At 51.7% G+C, this 15,028-nt stretch carries 16 protein-coding genes and 1 other annotated feature; of the genes, 4 read left to right on the top strand and 12 right to left on the bottom strand.

The features are described from left to right. Nucleotides 1-40: 40 nt before the first annotated feature. Together sstT and ACL02P_RS05565 are read right to left on the bottom strand one after the other, a co-directional pair. On the bottom strand, nt 41-1,282 hold the full coding sequence (gene sstT / locus ACL02P_RS05570) for a serine/threonine transporter SstT (RefSeq protein ID WP_009226002.1): 1,242 nt from the start codon (nt 1,280-1,282) through the stop codon (nt 41-43). Nucleotides 1,283-1,385: 103 nt separating this feature from the next. Continuing rightward, nucleotides 1,386-2,525: an NAD(P)/FAD-dependent oxidoreductase gene (locus ACL02P_RS05565; RefSeq protein ID WP_412836925.1), complete on the bottom strand. Its 1,140-nt coding sequence runs from the start codon at nt 2,523-2,525 to the stop codon at nt 1,386-1,388. Between the two features lie 99 nt (nt 2,526-2,624). On the opposite strand from ACL02P_RS05565, the gene ACL02P_RS05560 reads away from it, so the two are divergent. Further along, a complete protein-coding gene (locus ACL02P_RS05560; RefSeq protein WP_323076624.1) occupies nt 2,625-2,936 on the top strand; it encodes a YbjQ family protein in 312 nt (103 codons plus the stop codon). 102 nt (nt 2,937-3,038) lie between these two features. On the opposite strand, the gene ltrA is transcribed toward ACL02P_RS05560, so the two are convergent. The 6 genes from ltrA to ACL02P_RS05530 all read right to left on the bottom strand — a co-directional run bounded on the left by ltrA (nt 3,039) and on the right by ACL02P_RS05530 (nt 9,985). Next, entirely contained in the window at nt 3,039-4,457 is a 1,419-nt protein-coding gene (ltrA, locus tag ACL02P_RS05555; protein ID WP_036646752.1) for a group II intron reverse transcriptase/maturase, read from the bottom strand. Between the two features lie 466 nt (nt 4,458-4,923). Next, on the bottom strand, nt 4,924-5,382 hold the full coding sequence (locus tag ACL02P_RS05550; RefSeq protein WP_260070785.1) for a GNAT family N-acetyltransferase: 459 nt from the start codon (nt 5,380-5,382) through the stop codon (nt 4,924-4,926). Between the two features lie 31 nt (nt 5,383-5,413). Continuing rightward, nucleotides 5,414-6,499 (bottom strand): aspartate-semialdehyde dehydrogenase, encoded by a 1,086-nt coding sequence (gene asd, locus ACL02P_RS05545; protein WP_009225998.1) that lies wholly within the window; start codon nt 6,497-6,499, stop codon nt 5,414-5,416. Nucleotides 6,500-6,689: 190 nt separating this feature from the next. Next, nucleotides 6,690-6,954: a binding site (T-box leader), on the bottom strand. Nucleotides 6,955-7,198: 244 nt separating this feature from the next. Then, complete coding sequence (locus ACL02P_RS05540; RefSeq protein WP_260070795.1) at nt 7,199-7,795, bottom strand: hydrolase; 597 nt, start codon at nt 7,793-7,795, stop codon at nt 7,199-7,201. Between the two features lie 33 nt (nt 7,796-7,828). Then, nucleotides 7,829-9,037, bottom strand: a complete 1,209-nt coding sequence (locus ACL02P_RS05535) for a multidrug efflux MFS transporter (RefSeq protein ID WP_260070783.1) — start codon at nt 9,035-9,037, stop codon at nt 7,829-7,831. A 117-nt stretch (nt 9,038-9,154) separates the two neighbouring features. Then, nucleotides 9,155-9,985: a helix-turn-helix transcriptional regulator gene (locus ACL02P_RS05530; protein ID WP_260070781.1), complete on the bottom strand. Its 831-nt coding sequence runs from the start codon at nt 9,983-9,985 to the stop codon at nt 9,155-9,157. Nucleotides 9,986-10,118: 133 nt separating this feature from the next. Between ACL02P_RS05530 and ACL02P_RS05525 the strand changes: the two genes are divergently transcribed. Beyond that, nucleotides 10,119-10,844, top strand: coding sequence for a hypothetical protein (locus ACL02P_RS05525; RefSeq protein WP_339299074.1), 726 nt, complete (start codon nt 10,119-10,121; stop codon nt 10,842-10,844). Nucleotides 10,845-10,886: 42 nt separating this feature from the next. Here the strand turns inward: ACL02P_RS05525 and ACL02P_RS05520 are convergent, their stop codons facing one another. Together ACL02P_RS05520 and ACL02P_RS05515 are read right to left on the bottom strand one after the other, a co-directional pair. Further along, the gene (locus ACL02P_RS05520; protein WP_009225993.1) at nt 10,887-11,429 is read right to left on the bottom strand and encodes a polymer-forming cytoskeletal protein; all 543 of its coding nucleotides are present in this window, start codon (nt 11,427-11,429) and stop codon (nt 10,887-10,889) included. Between the two features lie 468 nt (nt 11,430-11,897). Continuing rightward, the gene (locus tag ACL02P_RS05515) at nt 11,898-12,215 is read right to left on the bottom strand and encodes a thioredoxin family protein (protein WP_036645941.1); all 318 of its coding nucleotides are present in this window, start codon (nt 12,213-12,215) and stop codon (nt 11,898-11,900) included. Between the two features lie 169 nt (nt 12,216-12,384). On the opposite strand from ACL02P_RS05515, the gene ACL02P_RS05510 reads away from it, so the two are divergent. Then, a complete protein-coding gene (locus tag ACL02P_RS05510; protein ID WP_036645906.1) occupies nt 12,385-12,711 on the top strand; it encodes a YnfA family protein in 327 nt (108 codons plus the stop codon). A 16-nt stretch (nt 12,712-12,727) separates the two neighbouring features. Continuing rightward, the gene (locus ACL02P_RS05505) at nt 12,728-13,651 is read left to right on the top strand and encodes a serine hydrolase domain-containing protein (RefSeq protein ID WP_260070779.1); all 924 of its coding nucleotides are present in this window, start codon (nt 12,728-12,730) and stop codon (nt 13,649-13,651) included. Between the two features lie 77 nt (nt 13,652-13,728). On the opposite strand, the gene ACL02P_RS05500 is transcribed toward ACL02P_RS05505, so the two are convergent. Beyond that, complete coding sequence (locus tag ACL02P_RS05500) at nt 13,729-14,382, bottom strand: YfbR-like 5'-deoxynucleotidase (RefSeq protein WP_009225989.1); 654 nt, start codon at nt 14,380-14,382, stop codon at nt 13,729-13,731. A gap of 113 nt (nt 14,383-14,495) precedes the next feature. Then, nucleotides 14,496-14,981 carry a Cys-tRNA(Pro) deacylase gene (ybaK, locus tag ACL02P_RS05495; protein ID WP_009225988.1) on the bottom strand — a complete coding sequence of 162 codons (486 nt, stop codon included), beginning with the start codon at nt 14,979-14,981 and terminating at the stop codon, nt 14,496-14,498. Nucleotides 14,982-15,028 lie beyond the last annotated feature (47 nt).

Below are 15,028 nucleotides of genomic sequence, written 5' to 3'. Positions count from 1 at the left end.
TGAAAAAGGCTGACGAGTCATCGCCAGCCTTTATTGATATTTAATCCAGGCTTGCCGTGTTTGCCAGCGGAAGCGCCTCTTCCTTGCGTTTCTTGGCATACTCTGCTGTAGCTGTAAACAGCACGTCGGAGGAAGAATTCAGCGCCGTTTCGCATGAATCCTGCACGACCCCGATAATAAAACCTACCCCTACAACTTGCATCGCGATGTCATTCGAAATTCCGAACAAGCTGCATGCCAGAGGAATCAGCAACAACGAACCGCCGGCCACACCGGAAGCGCCAGCTGCGGAGATCGCCGACAATACGCTGAGGATCACCGCCGTACCGAAATCCACCTGGATGCCTAATGTGTTGACGGCCGCCAGCGTCAGGACCGAAATCGTAACCGCCGCACCCGCCATATTGATCGTCGCTCCCAATGGGATGGATACCGAATAAGTATCCTTATTCAGTCCCAATTTTTCGCTGAGACGCATATTCACAGGGATATTCGCCGCCGAGCTGCGGGTGAAGAACGCCGTGATTCCACTCTCTTTCAAACAAGTGAACACGAGCGGATACGGATTACGGCGAATATTGATGTAGACGATCAGCGGATTGACGATCAACGCGATAAACAGCATGCAACCCACCAAGACAACTAACAGCTTCCCGTAATCCAGCAACGAGTCAAGTCCGCTTACCGTAATGGACTCAAACACGAGCCCCAGAATCCCGAACGGTGCCAATTGAATTACCCACTTGACGATTTGCGAAACGGCGTCGGAGGCTTGCGTGAGCAGGCTTTTGGTCTGATCTCCCGCGCCTTTCAACGCTAAACCAAGCAGGATCGCCCAAGCCAAAATGCCGATATAATTGGCATTCATCAAGGCATTAACTGGATTATCCACCACATTTAGCAGCAGCCCTTTAAGAACTTCGACGATTCCTCCTGGCGGAGTTAAGCCTTCGGTTGCCCCTGCCAAGGACAAGCTGACTGGAAATAGGAAACAGGCGGCCACGGCGCTTGCTCCAGCCAAAAACGTACTGATTCCGTACAACACAAGAATCGACTTCATGTTCGTTTGCCGCCCTTTTTGATGGTTCGCGATCGCGGCCATCACCAGCAGCAGCACCAGAACTGGCGCCACAGCCTTTAATGCGGATACGAACAGCGTTCCCAGAAGCGCGATGCCGCTGGCTTGTGGTACGATCAACGCCAGGAGGATCCCCACCACCAAGCCTACAAGAATTCGCTTCACAAGACTCATTTCATTCCATTTCAGTATGATTGCCTTCATGTTTCTCCCCCGTATGTTTAGGATGTCGCATCAATGCATAGCGATAGTATACCACGCATTACGGACATCTGTCCTCCTGGTGGAAACATTTGTGCAATACTTTTCACAGATTGTTAGCAGTTGCGGGAGCAATGGCCAGCTCAAGACGGTAGTTCTCCAATTGGATTTCCGTCTCTCGTCCTAACATGATTTGGGCCAGCTGCGCGCCGATATACGGTCCCATCGTTAATCCCGAAGACCCTAGACCGTTAGCCGCATAGATCCCCTTCCATCCAGGCAACGCTCCGAAGACCGGGAGAAATCCCGGTGTGAACGGACGAAACCCAACTCTCGCTTTCAAAAAGCCGCCGTCCGCTAGTCCCGGCGCCACCGTCAGCGCCTTGTTGATCACCTCTTGCAAGCCGCCCGCCGTCACGCGGGTGTCATAGCCGGGCGGATCGTTTTCGTGTGTTGCGCCAATCACGATCCGGCTGTCGTCGAACGCCAGGATGTACTGATCTCCCGGCGGCATCACGACAGGCCAACGCTCGGTTGCAGCGTCTGGCAGCGCCAAATGAACGATCTGGGCTTTCTGGTAAGTCACCTGGAAGTCCAAGCCCAGCGGAGTGAGTAGTTGACGCGCCCATGCCCCGGCGCAAACGGCAACCGCATCGGCGCCAATCTCTTCCGTGCCAACACGCACGCCAGCCACGGCCGAGCCGTCATGCAAAAGCGAAGCCTCGCCGCGGACCAACACCGCCCCATGCCGAACCGCTGCCCTCAGGAGCGATTCGCGGAGCGCACGTCCGTCGACGCGGGCGGCACCGCTCACATACAGAGCGTAGAACCCCTCATCCAGCGGCGGGAACCGCCGCTTCACTTCGTCCGGTTCGAGCAATCGAATCTCGCCCATCTCCGGGGCTTCTCGTCTACGCTCCACCGCCAGCTTCTCCAAGGCAACAAGCTTTTCGCGTTCCCGATGGAGGCGAAGTGCTCCCACGCGAGCATAACCCGTATCGCGCTCTCCTTCCGCCTCCAGTTCCTTGATCAGGGACTCGTAATAATGCGCGCCTGATTTGGCCAAGCTATACCAAGCTTTATTTCGCCGTTGCGAGATCCACGGACAAATAATTCCGGCCGCAGCGTCGGTCGCTTGTCCCGGTATCCCGCGGTCAACGACCGTCACCTCGGCTCCCAGCTTCGCTAACTGATATGCTGTTGAGGCACCGAGAATCCCGGAGCCGATTACAATCATCTTTTTCACGTTATAGCCTCCCTTGCATCCATTATAGTTTAAGTTGAAACCATCATGGCATACCTGCGTAACAACCAATATGGCTCTAAAAATAAGGAGGACTCACATATGATTATGACCACCACCCCATCCATTGAAGGATCGCCGGTAAAACGTTACCTCGGAATCGTTACCGGAGAAGTCATCATGGGCGCTAACGTCGTTCGCGATTTTCTAGCTTCGATCACCGATATCGTAGGCGGCCGTTCCGGAGCTTACGAGAACAAGCTTCAGGAAGCCAGAGACACCGCCTTTGCAGAAATGTCTGACCAAGCTGCACGTCTCGGCGCAAACGCCATTATCGGTGTCGATATCGATTATGAGGTCATTCGCGAAGGCATGCTGATGGTATCCGTCAGCGGAACCGCCGTCGTCTTATAAATCTTTCTCGTTTATCCTCGGAATCGGGTAGGAGGCTACCCATTAATTGGGCAGCCGACCTCCCACACCACCGTACGTACCGTTCGGTATACGGCGGTTCCATTAGGAATGCGCAGTAACTTGTCGATAATAATCAGAAAAGAAAAGGAATCCGAGGTTCTTCAGCCTATTGTTACCGAGGGACTTCGAGAGGATTGGGCTATTGGAGATTCTCCAATAGCCCTTTCTTGTGTTTGCGTATTCCCACGCCTTCTGTTCATGAATTCCGAGCGATATAAGCCTTTCGAGTTTCGTCCTCACTCGTTTCCATTGCTTCCAGAAGACCATTCGGATACGCCTTCTCATCCATTTATCAGTGGTTTGGAGTAGTTGTTTCATGTCAGCAAGCTTGAAATAATTTACCCATCCCATGATGTAACGCCTAAGCTTCAGCGCCCGGTCGGTGTTGCCCATTCCGTTGCTTCTCGACGTTAGCTCTTTCACTTTAGCTTTCATCTTGGATACGGATTTGGGATGGATTCTGACCCGCGTTTCCCCTTTGCTCTGGTAGAATGAGAAGCCAAGAAATTTAACTTTTGTCGCATCGTCCACGATCGTTTTCTCCCGGTTTACCTTGAGAAACAACTTCTTCTCGATGTAAGGGAGAATTTTCGTCAGGGTACGCTCCGCACTCCTCCTGCTCCGGCAGAATATGAGCATATCGTCTGCGTATCGCACGAATCGATGTCCTCTTGCTTCCAGTTCCTTGTCCAATTCATTCAGCATGATATTGCTGAGAATCGGACTTAGGTTCCCTCCCTGCGGTACGCCGATTTCCGTGTCCTCAAACTTATGCTTCACGACGACTCCCGCCCGGAGATACTTATGGATGAGCGAGATCACTCGTCCGTCTTTGATCGTTCTTGAAAGCACTTCGATGAGCTTGCTTTGGTTGACGGTGTCAAAGTATTTCTCCAAGTCCATATCCACCACGTAACGATATCCCTCTTGCACGTATTGTTGGCTTCGTTTCATCGCGTGGTGTGCGCTCCGTTTGGGTCGGAATCCGTAGCTGTTGTCTGAAAACTGCCTCTCATAAATTGGCGTAAGCACTTGGGCGATTGCCTGCTGGATGACTCGGTCAACCACTGTTGGAATGCCAAGGTTTCTCTTCTTTCCGTTCTCTTTGGGAATCTCTACCCTTCGAACGGGATTCGGGCGGTACTTGCCGCCCAAGATCAGTTGCTTGATGGTCTCGCCATTGTCTCTGAGATATTGTAGAAGTTCATCTACTCCCATCCCGTCGATTCCGTGCGATCCCTTGTTCGCTTTGACTCTCTTGAATGCTTCGTTCAAGTTGTCCCTGCTAACGATTTTCTCAAGCAACCGGTCCTTCGACTCGGTTGCGTTGGTGTCGTCGGTTTCGGTTATCCTCGCAGGACTGTGCACTCCCGCATATCCTTCGTGTTCCGCACTATTCTTTTGCAGAGAGTCTTCCGTTGGAAGTTGGCTGCCCTTGGCTCCTGTTTCGGTAACTTTCATTGACTTCACCTCCTAAGGTTCAGCCCTTCCCTCGAACCGTCGACTGTTCGCAGTACTATGGCGTCTGCTGACTTCTCATGATAAATCTTGTTTCAACCGTGATTCGAAGTGTATCTCCTCACGTCCATGAGACCTCCCACGGTAAGACGATTCACTTTCCTTCCATATACCCACATCATTTACATTGGTACGTCCGTGTAGTTAATTGGACTTCGTCTTGTTTAGCAGACTCATCCCGTATCCTATGCCTGATGATGTTCGTGTTCCTTGGGCCGGAAGTTTGCCTCCAGCTTCCTTTGGATTCCACCTCGCGGTGGACACCCTTGCTCTTGGCTAGTGGTTGGTAACTACAAACCCCCACAGTGGACTTTCACCACCTAGTTAATCGCCATGCGTGGCACACTAAAAAGCCAAAAACCCGCAACAATGCGGGTTTTTGTGTTTCTTTTGAGATGGTCCATCTTGGTTATAAAGATTTAGTCATAAATACGCTGTTCGGATCCTCGATATAGTCCGCAAAGGGACCGCAAAACGTAAACCCAAAGCTTTCGTACAATTTACGGGCCGGAGCAAAAGCCTCCATCGAACCCGTCTCTAAGCTGATCCGCCGATAACCGCGCCGCGCGGCTTCTTCAAGAATATGCGCCAGCACTTGCTTGGCAACGCCTTTCCCCCGGTGCGGCAGAGCGGTTCGCATCGATTTGACCTCACCGTGCTCGCGATTCAGCTCCTTAAGTGCACCGCATCCCGCGAGCTCGCCATCGATCCAAGCGCTCCAGAACGTGACGTCCGGCTGCTTCAATCCGTCTATATTTAACGCGTGGATGCTTTCGGGTGGAGAGGTTTCCGCCATGTTCGCTAGATGCTCGCCAATAAATGCTCTGATTTCAGGTCCGCTTAAATCATCCAATTTGATGGTTAACAACCGGCTCCCTCCCTGCCCGTACAAACTCTCTTTACTTCGCTTGAATGTATCCTTCTGCTTTCAGCAGTTCAGCAATCAACACCGCACCGCCTGCGGCTCCGCGCAGTGTATTGTGCGACAGGCCAACGAACTTATAGTCGTACAGCGAATCTTCGCGCAGACGTCCGACGGAAACCCCCATCCCTTGCTCAATGTCGCGATCGAGCTTGGTTTGTGGACGATTTTCTTCTTCAAAATACGTGATGAATTGCTTTGGAGCGCTTGGCAGCCCCAGCTCTTGCGGACGGCCTTTGAATTGCGCCCAGCGCTGCAGGATTTCTTCCTTCGACGGCTTCTTCTTAAATGATACGAATACGGTAGCCAAGTGACCGTCCGTCACCGGAACGCGGATGCACTGAGTTGTGATAATTGGAGAACTTGCTTTGACGATCTGTCCGCCCTCCACATGCCCCCAAATACGTAGCGGCTCCTGCTCGCTCTTCTCTTCCTCGCCGCCGATATAAGGAATCACGTTATCCAGCATTTCCGGCCAATCGGTAAAGTTCTTACCTGCCCCGGAAATCGCCTGATACGTCGATGCCACAACGGTCGTCGGTTCAAAATCAAGCAAAGCGTTTAACGCCGGCACATAGCTCTGGATCGAGCAATTTGGCTTCACAGCAATGAATCCGGTGTTCGTGCCAAGGCGTTTGCGTTGGGCTGCGATCACTTCGATATGCTGCGGGTTCACTTCTGGAATCACCATCGGCACGTCCGGTGTCCAGCGGTGCGCCGAGTTATTGGAGATGACCGGAGTGCCGGTTTTCGCATAGGCTTCCTCCAACGCTTGGATTTCCGCCTTCTTCATATCCACTGCGCAGAACACGAAGTCCACGTTCGCCGTAACTTCCTCAACCTTGGCCGCATCCTGTACGACGATGGATTTCACGGCTTCAGGCATCGGCGTAGCCATTTTCCAACGTCCTTGGACGGACTCTTCATAGGTTTTGCCTGCGGAATTGGCGCTGGCTGCAATCGCAGTAACCTCAAACCAAGGATGTTGATCCAGCAGCTGTACGAAGCGTTGCCCTACCATTCCTGTTCCACCAACGATGCCTACTTTCAACTTTTGACCCATTTCTAACATCCAGTCCTTTCCCTGTGAGTATTGGAATTATCGTCATAAGAAAAACGTCTATCGACGTACATTCAAAGTAGACAGACCGCGTTTAGCGGAAGTTTTTCTTGCGATATCAGGATGCCAATGCCCCGAAGTTTATACTTTCTGATATCTTAAAAAAATCCCGCCTCCAAGACGAGACTTCCGTCTTGGGGGCGAGATTGGTATGCTCGCGGTACCACCCCAGCTTCGTTAATATGTCGCCATATTAACCTCTTCAAGTACAGCCTGGCGCTGCCAAGCGTATACCCTAGCTCTATAACAGGAGCTCCTGTCACACCATCCCGCCGCTTACACGTTCCGATGTGCTGCTCAGAGGCTTTCTTCAGTAAAGTCACGCTTTGCTCCTTCTCAGCGTACCGGAGCTCTCTGGAAAGGTTCTCTTTACTTACTCTTCTCGTCATCGCATTTACATGTTGCGATAATATTACCAGATTCCTGCCGGAACGTAAACTGGTTTCAAGAAATTTTCAGGTTTACCTAGTTGTCCTTTTCATCGATCCGTATGACGCAATATCTGGAAAATGGCCGCGTCCATTACACCCTGCCGCCGTGGTCCTGTCATCAAATGGTTGTGCTGCAGTTTTAGCGCACGCTGAACGCAAAAAGAGCCTTGAACCGCTGGGTTCAAGGCTTTACTTTATTGCCTGGCTCTATTTACCGCAGCGCCGCCAATACCTCTTCCGTAGACCGAATCTTGCCGATGCGTGGGAAGATATAGCGGCAGACGTAGTCATGCTCCTCTTTTGTTGATGCCGTCATGGCATCCTCGACGAAGATTTGATGGTACCCATGCTGAAACGCTTCGCGCGCGGTCGTGTCCACCCCGATGGAGGTGGAGATGCCGCAGAGCACGATCGTATCGATGCCCCGCCGCCGCAGCTGCAGATCCAGATCTGTGCCGTAAAAAGCACCCCATTGGCGTTTCGTCACGACATGGGTCCCTTGAATATTGGCCAGTTCTGGCACGATTTCATCCCAACCTTCAGGGTAAGCGCCTGGACTGAGATGACCGTCGGTATCAGGCTTGAGCATATCCTTGCCATCCAACGTAGATACGCGGACAAGCACCACAAATCCGCCTTCTTCGGCAAATGCCTGGGCCAACCGGCTCGCGTTTCTTACGACTTCCGCACTGTCGTACGGCGCACTTTGTCGGGACGGATGGCAAATCCCTTGCTGCAAATCGATAAGCACGAGTGCGGTTTTTTCCGCAAGGATCATCGTGTTCGTTTCGGGTTGGATCATTTCCATCATTTCTGCTGAACTTCCCTTCTCTTGTATACTTTACAGAGCTGCCGAATGGCTGGGCTCCCGCAGCTTTTTATACACCTTTGCATATACCCAAGCTGCGTTAATCAGGAGCAACACGCTGGTCAGCAGGAAGACATACGGGATGCCAAACCAAGCCGCAACTTGACCGCCCAGCACCGAACCGGCGAATACTCCCAAGTAGCCAGCCGCCATACTTAATCCAAATACCCGGCCGGTTAGATGCTCCGGGGTAATTTTCTTAATGAGGGTGTTCACCGAGGGATTGAGTCCCCCTGCAGCAGCTCCCAGCAGGAACCGAAGCCCCATCAACTCCCAGGGATTGCGTGCCATCGCCTGCGGGACAAACAAGATCCCCGAGACCAAGAGCGCTGCCAGCATCACTTTATGAGCGCCAATCCGGTCGGACAGCTTCCCTAGCTTTGGCGCTGCCCAAATATTAGCCAACCCGGATGCCGAGAAAATCATACCGGCCAACATCGCCACATGGCTGCTGTTACGGGAGATTTCATTCACGTACACGGTAAGGACCGGCTCCACCGAATACATGGCGACACTCAGCATAAAGAACGTGGCGAACAGCGTCACCGTCAAGCTTTTTTCCGGAAGCGCGCCCCATACTTCCTTCATGCCCGCCACCTTCACTTCCGAACGCACAAACGTCTCTTTCACGAACAACAGCGTCATGATGAAGGCGATCAGCATCAGTCCGCCAGTTAAGAAAAAGGTCTCTTGAAGCCCGGCGTGTTCAGCGATAAATCCACCGATCGTTGGACCTAGCAGCGAGCCGGCGATATTGGACGTAGACAAGAGCCCTAGTGCCCAGCCGGCGTGCTCCTTGTCCGTTTGCGTCGCAATCAGCGTCGTGCAAGCGGTGCTGTAGCCGGTAATGATGCCTTGCAGGAACCGAAGGGCGATCAGCATGTGGACATTGGTGACAAACCCCATGCACCCAATGATAATCGCCATCCCCAGGCTGGCCCGTAAGAGCATCGGTTTCCGGCCAAATTTATCAGCCGCAAGCCCCCAAATCGGCGAGAAAATCGCCGAGACGATAAACGTGATGCCAAAGGCCAGTCCCGAATACCGGGACACCGCATCGGCCTGATCCACTCCCAGCTCCTTGATGTAAAGCGGCAGGATTGGTGCAAGCTGGCTCATGCCCACGCCTGTCACAAACATGCCGAACCAGCAAACGATCAAATTTCTTTTCCAAATCGGCATAACCTTAAGCCTTCCTTCTGTAACCCCCCTGTTCCCTGCGCGCGCAGATGAACAATAAGATGAACATTCTTGCAGGACAATATTAACGCGAAGGTTAGCTTTACTCCATGCATTATCTTAAACTCCATGGACGATTTTGCTGTAATATTCCGATGGGCTCATCCCTTCGGTCCGTTTAAAAATTCGACTGAAGTAGAATTCGTCAGCGAAACCGAGCTCCAACGCGATTTCTTTGATTTTTTTATCACTTTCTAGAATCAGCTCTTTGGCTTTATCGATCTTCAGTTTGTTAAAGTACTCAATGACGGTAAATCCGGTCGTCTGTTTAAAAGCCCGCGACAGATAATACGTGGACAAATGCACCAGATCCGACAACTCCGCCAACGTAAGCCGCTCGCCAAGATGCTCGCGCATATACTGAATCACTTTCTCGATTTTGAGCGCAACCGCGTGGTTCTGATTTTGTCTTTTCACATGGACCAAGATTTCATACAGCAGTTGCTCCAGCCCGGCTCTCGTCAGCAGCTCATACCCCGGCAGTTTAGCGAACCAGGCTGCCGCCAGCCGGCGAAAGGCATCCTCAACCAAATAACCGTTCTGCAAAATCTGCATGGGCGGAAGCGGCAAGCGCTCGGTTTCCTGCCCGATGGACCAGGCCCCGTCATCAAAGCGGATGCCCGCATAACTATAGTGGACGGAATAGAAACAGATTGGATCCGCTTCATCCATCTGAATGTGATGGGGTAACCCCGCGTGGATATAAAATAACATGCCTTCTTGAACGAGATGCTTCTTGCGGTTCAACGTAATACTGCCCTTTCCTCCGGTGACGAGCAGCAATTCGTGGTGCGTAAGCGTTCGACGGATATGATTTCTTAGCTGCTTACCGTCATTCGGCTGCTTACTATTGCAATAATGGATATGAAAATGTAAATGGTTCAGGTTCATGACCGCTCGCCTCCTGATCGAGACTTCCGCTGCAGAACGCAGCTACTGCGATTAGACCATACGGACGGGCAAACCGCAACCTCACCCCTAAGAAGACGTAAATATAGTATCTGATTGGGGGGAGGATAATAATGTGGAGTTAAAACCTTGGTTCACCCGGTGGACAAGGACGACTCGGGCCCAGCTGTTAATTGCACTCCTCGTTATTATTGGAATAAGTGTTTGGACAGCGCCTTATTTTTCGGAAGCGGTGTTTTACTTGCATGGGGACAAATTCAGACCGATCCATCAGGAGCCGCAGGCGGTAACGTATCGATCCTATGACGGTCAAGAGGTCGTGGTCATGAACGGTAACGATCCGGGCCAAAAGCGGGTAAGTATCGATCGGCAGGAATATGAGGTCCACGTTCTGGAAGCCCAGTGGGTTCCACGCTATGAGGTGATCTATCCGTCAGGGGAGCGGTTCCAGGTGGAAGCGCACGACGAGATCTTGTTGTGGCTGGACGATCAGGGCGAGTTGGTCCCTGAAATCTCATGGAACATCAATGGTGTCCCCCAGCCCATCGACGAACACGTTGGCTTGTATAGTCCTAGTATGATCGTCCGAGCGGCCTTTCCCGAATACCACAGCAAACAGGGGAGCTTGCTGCTCTACTACGGCTCCTATGTGCTCATGTTTTTCGGATGGAGCTTATTCCGCTTTGAGAAGCTGCAAAACGTCTTATTTCATCTCTCCTTACACGGGTTATGGGTGCGCGAGGCGGAACCAAGCGATTTCTATTATGTCTCCTGTAAAATCAGCGGTATCGCGATTATTGGTTTAGGAATCTATGTTTTCATCCAATCGTTCTTCATCTAAAAAACAAGGCCAACCTCATTCGGTTGGCCCTTCGTTTTGCTGTTATTTAACTTCCGTTGCACCTGTTACTTTGCCGTCGATTTTCGCGCTGGCTTGCACGTCGGCATTGGCGAAGTAAAGGTTGCCGTCAATCGTAGCGTTTTCGTACAGGTTGAAGCCGTTCGCTTCTACATATACGTCACCTTTCACGGTACCGCCTTGAATTCTCAGGTTTTCACTTTGTACGATCAATTTCGGAACCGTTAAGGTGTAAGAAGCAGTAACATTATGGTCTTCATCCTGCGCATACAACGCGATCTTGCGGTAGATGTCCTTCGACGCATCGTTTTTATCGTGGAATTCGCCGGCAACAACAACATCTTGATCCACCGTCAAGTCGTTTAGAATCGCGATGATCCAAGTCCCTTTCTCACTCACTGCATTCACGAACGCATCCGCTTGATTTACGATCGAAGCCGATGTGGTGGCGTCCGTTTGCTCCGCAGGTTTATTGGCGTTTGCCGCCGAGTTCCCGTCATTCGAACCGCAACCTGCCAGCAGTGCTGCAGCAAGCCCGGCTACAACCAATCCTTTGACCATTTTCATGTTGTTTCCCTCCTGTTTTTCTCTTCAGTTTGAATTATAAAAAAAAGCGGCTTTTGTTAATGTGATTTTTTTCACTTATATGTGCGAAATTTCACATTGTTGGTCACAGCTTGTTCATCTTTGACGCTCCCTCCTCAAAACCTCGTAAGTTCGACTTGACCGCTGCCGCCCGGTACTGTTCCTCGACGAACCTACAACCGGACTTGATACGCGGAGCCGCCGTGTGCTGTGGGATGGCATCACGGAATTGGCTCGGGCGGATGCGCGGGTTACCACCACAAATCCAAGGGTATCAGCCCTGAACGCGTAATTTAAACCTCGGCCTCCATCCGTCCGAGAGCGGCTAGCGAGAACTCATCCTGCGTATGGAAACTCAATCGTCCGATGCCGGCTACAGTCAAGTCGACGTAATTTTCATGTTCCTCATCCCCTTATTAAGGTTGGGCGAAGAACATCCCTTCTGCCGCTTTAAGCTAAGCTCTCCAAGTATTCGCGGACTTGCCCCGGCGTCTTGGCGAATTTGCTGTGCAGGTGGGCGATTTTCTCCCCGTTTTTATAGACGAGCAGGCTGGGAATCCCTCGCACCTCATTGGCTTCAGCCAGCGGCTGGAATTCCTCTGCATCCATCGCGTAGAACTCTTTGTCCGGATGCTCCTGGATGATATCCCCGATAAACCGGTCGAGGTTCTTGCAATCCGGGCACCAGGTCGTATCAAATTTGATCACCGTATACTGATCTCTTTGAATTAATTGTTCGAATTGCGATTCCGATTGGACACGTTCCATCCGGATCCACTCCTTTAATTGTAGTTTTGATAGTTTAATTTTGAAAATTTGCTCTACATTGATTATAGCGCATCCGTGCAAAGACGCCAGCGTCTTCATCAAGGTTTCATCTTCGCGGATCCATGGTACAATCTTTGGTAAAAATAACGTGAAAGGACGGGGCTGCATCATGCTCCTCGCAATCCTCTTGTTTGTTGTCGCCGGACTCGCCGAAATCGGCGGTGGCTATTTAGTTTGGCTGTGGTTGCGCGAATCCAAACCGCTATGGTACGGAATCGCTGGCAGCCTGATTTTGATCGTATATGGCATCATCCCAACACTGCAGAAGTTTCCAAACTTTGGCCGCGTTTATGCAGCGTATGGCGGCGTATTTATTGCGCTCGCTGTGTTATGGGGCTGGTGGGTGGACAAGAAAACCCCCGATCTCTACGATTGGCTTGGCGCCGCCATTTGTCTGATCGGCGTCTCCATTATTCTCTGGGCACCACGACATTAGAAAGGACATCCAGGTTATGAACTTATCTTCCATTTCGGCAGCCATCGCGCCGCTTGATTTAAGAAGCTGTTTAATCCACACCCAAGGCAGGCTGGTGCTTGAACATTACCGGAACGAACAAATTGTGGACGAGCTCGCCAAAATTAACTCCTGTACGAAGAGCTTTCTCTCCGCCCTGTTCTGCATCGCCTGGGACCGCGGTCTCCTGCCGCCTCCCGACACTCCGATTCGCTGCTTCTATCCGCAGCTGGAGGAAGATCCGGATGAGCGAAAACGTGAGATTACGTTGCGTCATCTGTTAACCATGACGGGCGGGTGGAATTGGACGGAGTTTGGCGGGCATAACTCTTTTCCGCGGATGACCCGTTCGCCTAATTGGGTTCAGTTTGCGCTGGATCAGCCGATGGCTGACCGCCCCGGTGACCGGATGGAGTACAACTCCGGCGCGTCGCAGCTGCTGTCGGCGATCCTGGTCCAAGCCTCCGGTATGCCAGTCGCCCAATTCGCCGAGGAGCATCTGTTCGGCCCGCTGGGCATCGAGACGTACCGATGGGAGCAGGATCCGCAGGGCATCCACACCGGCGGATTTGGCATGTGGCTTCGTCCAACGGACATGTTGAAATTTGGTTTGCTCTACTTGCAGGGCGGTGAATGGGAAGGCCAGCGGGTGATCCAGGCGGAACGTTTGGCGGAATCCGTAAAGCCTGCGATTGATGTCGAAGCTCCTTGGCGCGGCTGTTATGCTTGGCATTGGTGGACGGACGTCTATGGAGAGGACGGGCAGTCGAAATTTGATTTTTTCTATGCTCGCGGATATGGGGGGCAGTTCATTTATGTCATTCCACTCTTGGAGACGGTTGTTGTGCTGACTAACGATAAACGGAAGCGGGACCGACCTCCAACAGAACTGTTCCGTTTATGGATTGCACCTTATTTATAAGGAAAAAAGCGGTAATCCCGCAGTCATCTCAGATGACAGTGGGACAGCCCATTCCAGCGAATTGGAATGGGCTACTTTTAGGCGCGGGTTAAAACTCCACCCGCTTGCTCCAGTGCTTCCTCGGTAATCTGCTTAATATCAATGGGCGAGCTTGTCCCTTCGAGCACCATGTCCGTCAAAATTTCACGGAGGAAATAATCGACGCAATGGAGCCGAATATTTTTGATTTTGATCAACGCATCGCGGTACATCTTGACGAACTCTTTCTCCGTATTGCCCCGCTGCAGCTCGGCAAATGCTTCATAGACCTGATCCAGCTTGTCGGCAACTTCCAGGATCAGCCCTTCAACAGAACCGTCTTTTCCTTCGCGGAGCTGGTTGCGAAAGATCGGCTTAAACTCCACAGGAATATGTTCGTCGATGAAATTGTGCACCATGCCTTCTTCAACTTGCTGAATCAAGTTCCTGAGCTCGGCCGAGGCATGTTTGACCGGTGTTTTGATATCCCCGATAAAAATCTCACCATAATCATGGCTGCTCGTGATTTCGTACAGTTTTTTCCAATCTATAGCAACGCCGTGCTGTTCTTCAATATCAGCTAAAGTCTTGGCGTACTGCACAACCTTCCAGGAATGCGCCGCCACGCTATGTTCTTCGAACTTGAACCTTCCGGGACAGCGATAAATGCGTTCCAATTCGTTTAAGGAGCGAAAATAAGCATGGATTCCCATCGGATCAGCCATCCTTCTGTTTAGGTTTTACCTCTAGTATAGATGGCGATTGTTATCGGCATGTCAAATCCTGCGTTTCCCTTAGCGATCCTTGGGCTCGTTCATCCCCGTCTTTAATCCCCGCTTTCACGAATCAATGGCGCAAATTTCCCTTTGACTTGGGCCGCTAGCTGATGAGGCGTCAGTTCCATCTGCAACCCAATCCGTCCCGCCGATACAAGAATCGTTTCCAATCCTTCGGCCCGGCTGTCGATAAAGGTGGGGAACAGCTTCTTCATCCCAATCGGAGAGCAGCCGCCGCGGACATAGCCGGTATGTTGCTGCAAATCCTTCAGCGGCAGCATCTCAATCTTTTTGACCCCGGCGGCTTTGGCCGCCTTCTTCAGGTCCAGCTCCTCAGCAACCGGAATAATAAACACAAATAACGATGAACCTTGATGCGCCACCAGCGTTTTGTAGACTTGTTCGGCGGGTTTGCCGATCTTCTCCGCCACCGCTGTTCCATGAATTTGCCCGTCCTCGGCATCGTAAGCAAAGATTTGGTATGGCGTTTTGGACTTGTCCAGCATGCGCATGGCATTGGTTTTGACTTCGGCCATGGGTCTCCACTCCTCTAATCTTCCAGGGTTCTGTATAGAAATTATCG

The sequence above is a fragment of the Paenibacillus sp. MB22_1 genome (assembly GCF_047200555.1).
Classification (GTDB): domain Bacteria; phylum Bacillota; class Bacilli; order Paenibacillales; family Paenibacillaceae; genus Fontibacillus; species Fontibacillus phoenicis.
Note: the sequence above shows the minus strand (reverse complement) of the source record. Positions and strands in the feature narration are given on the sequence as shown.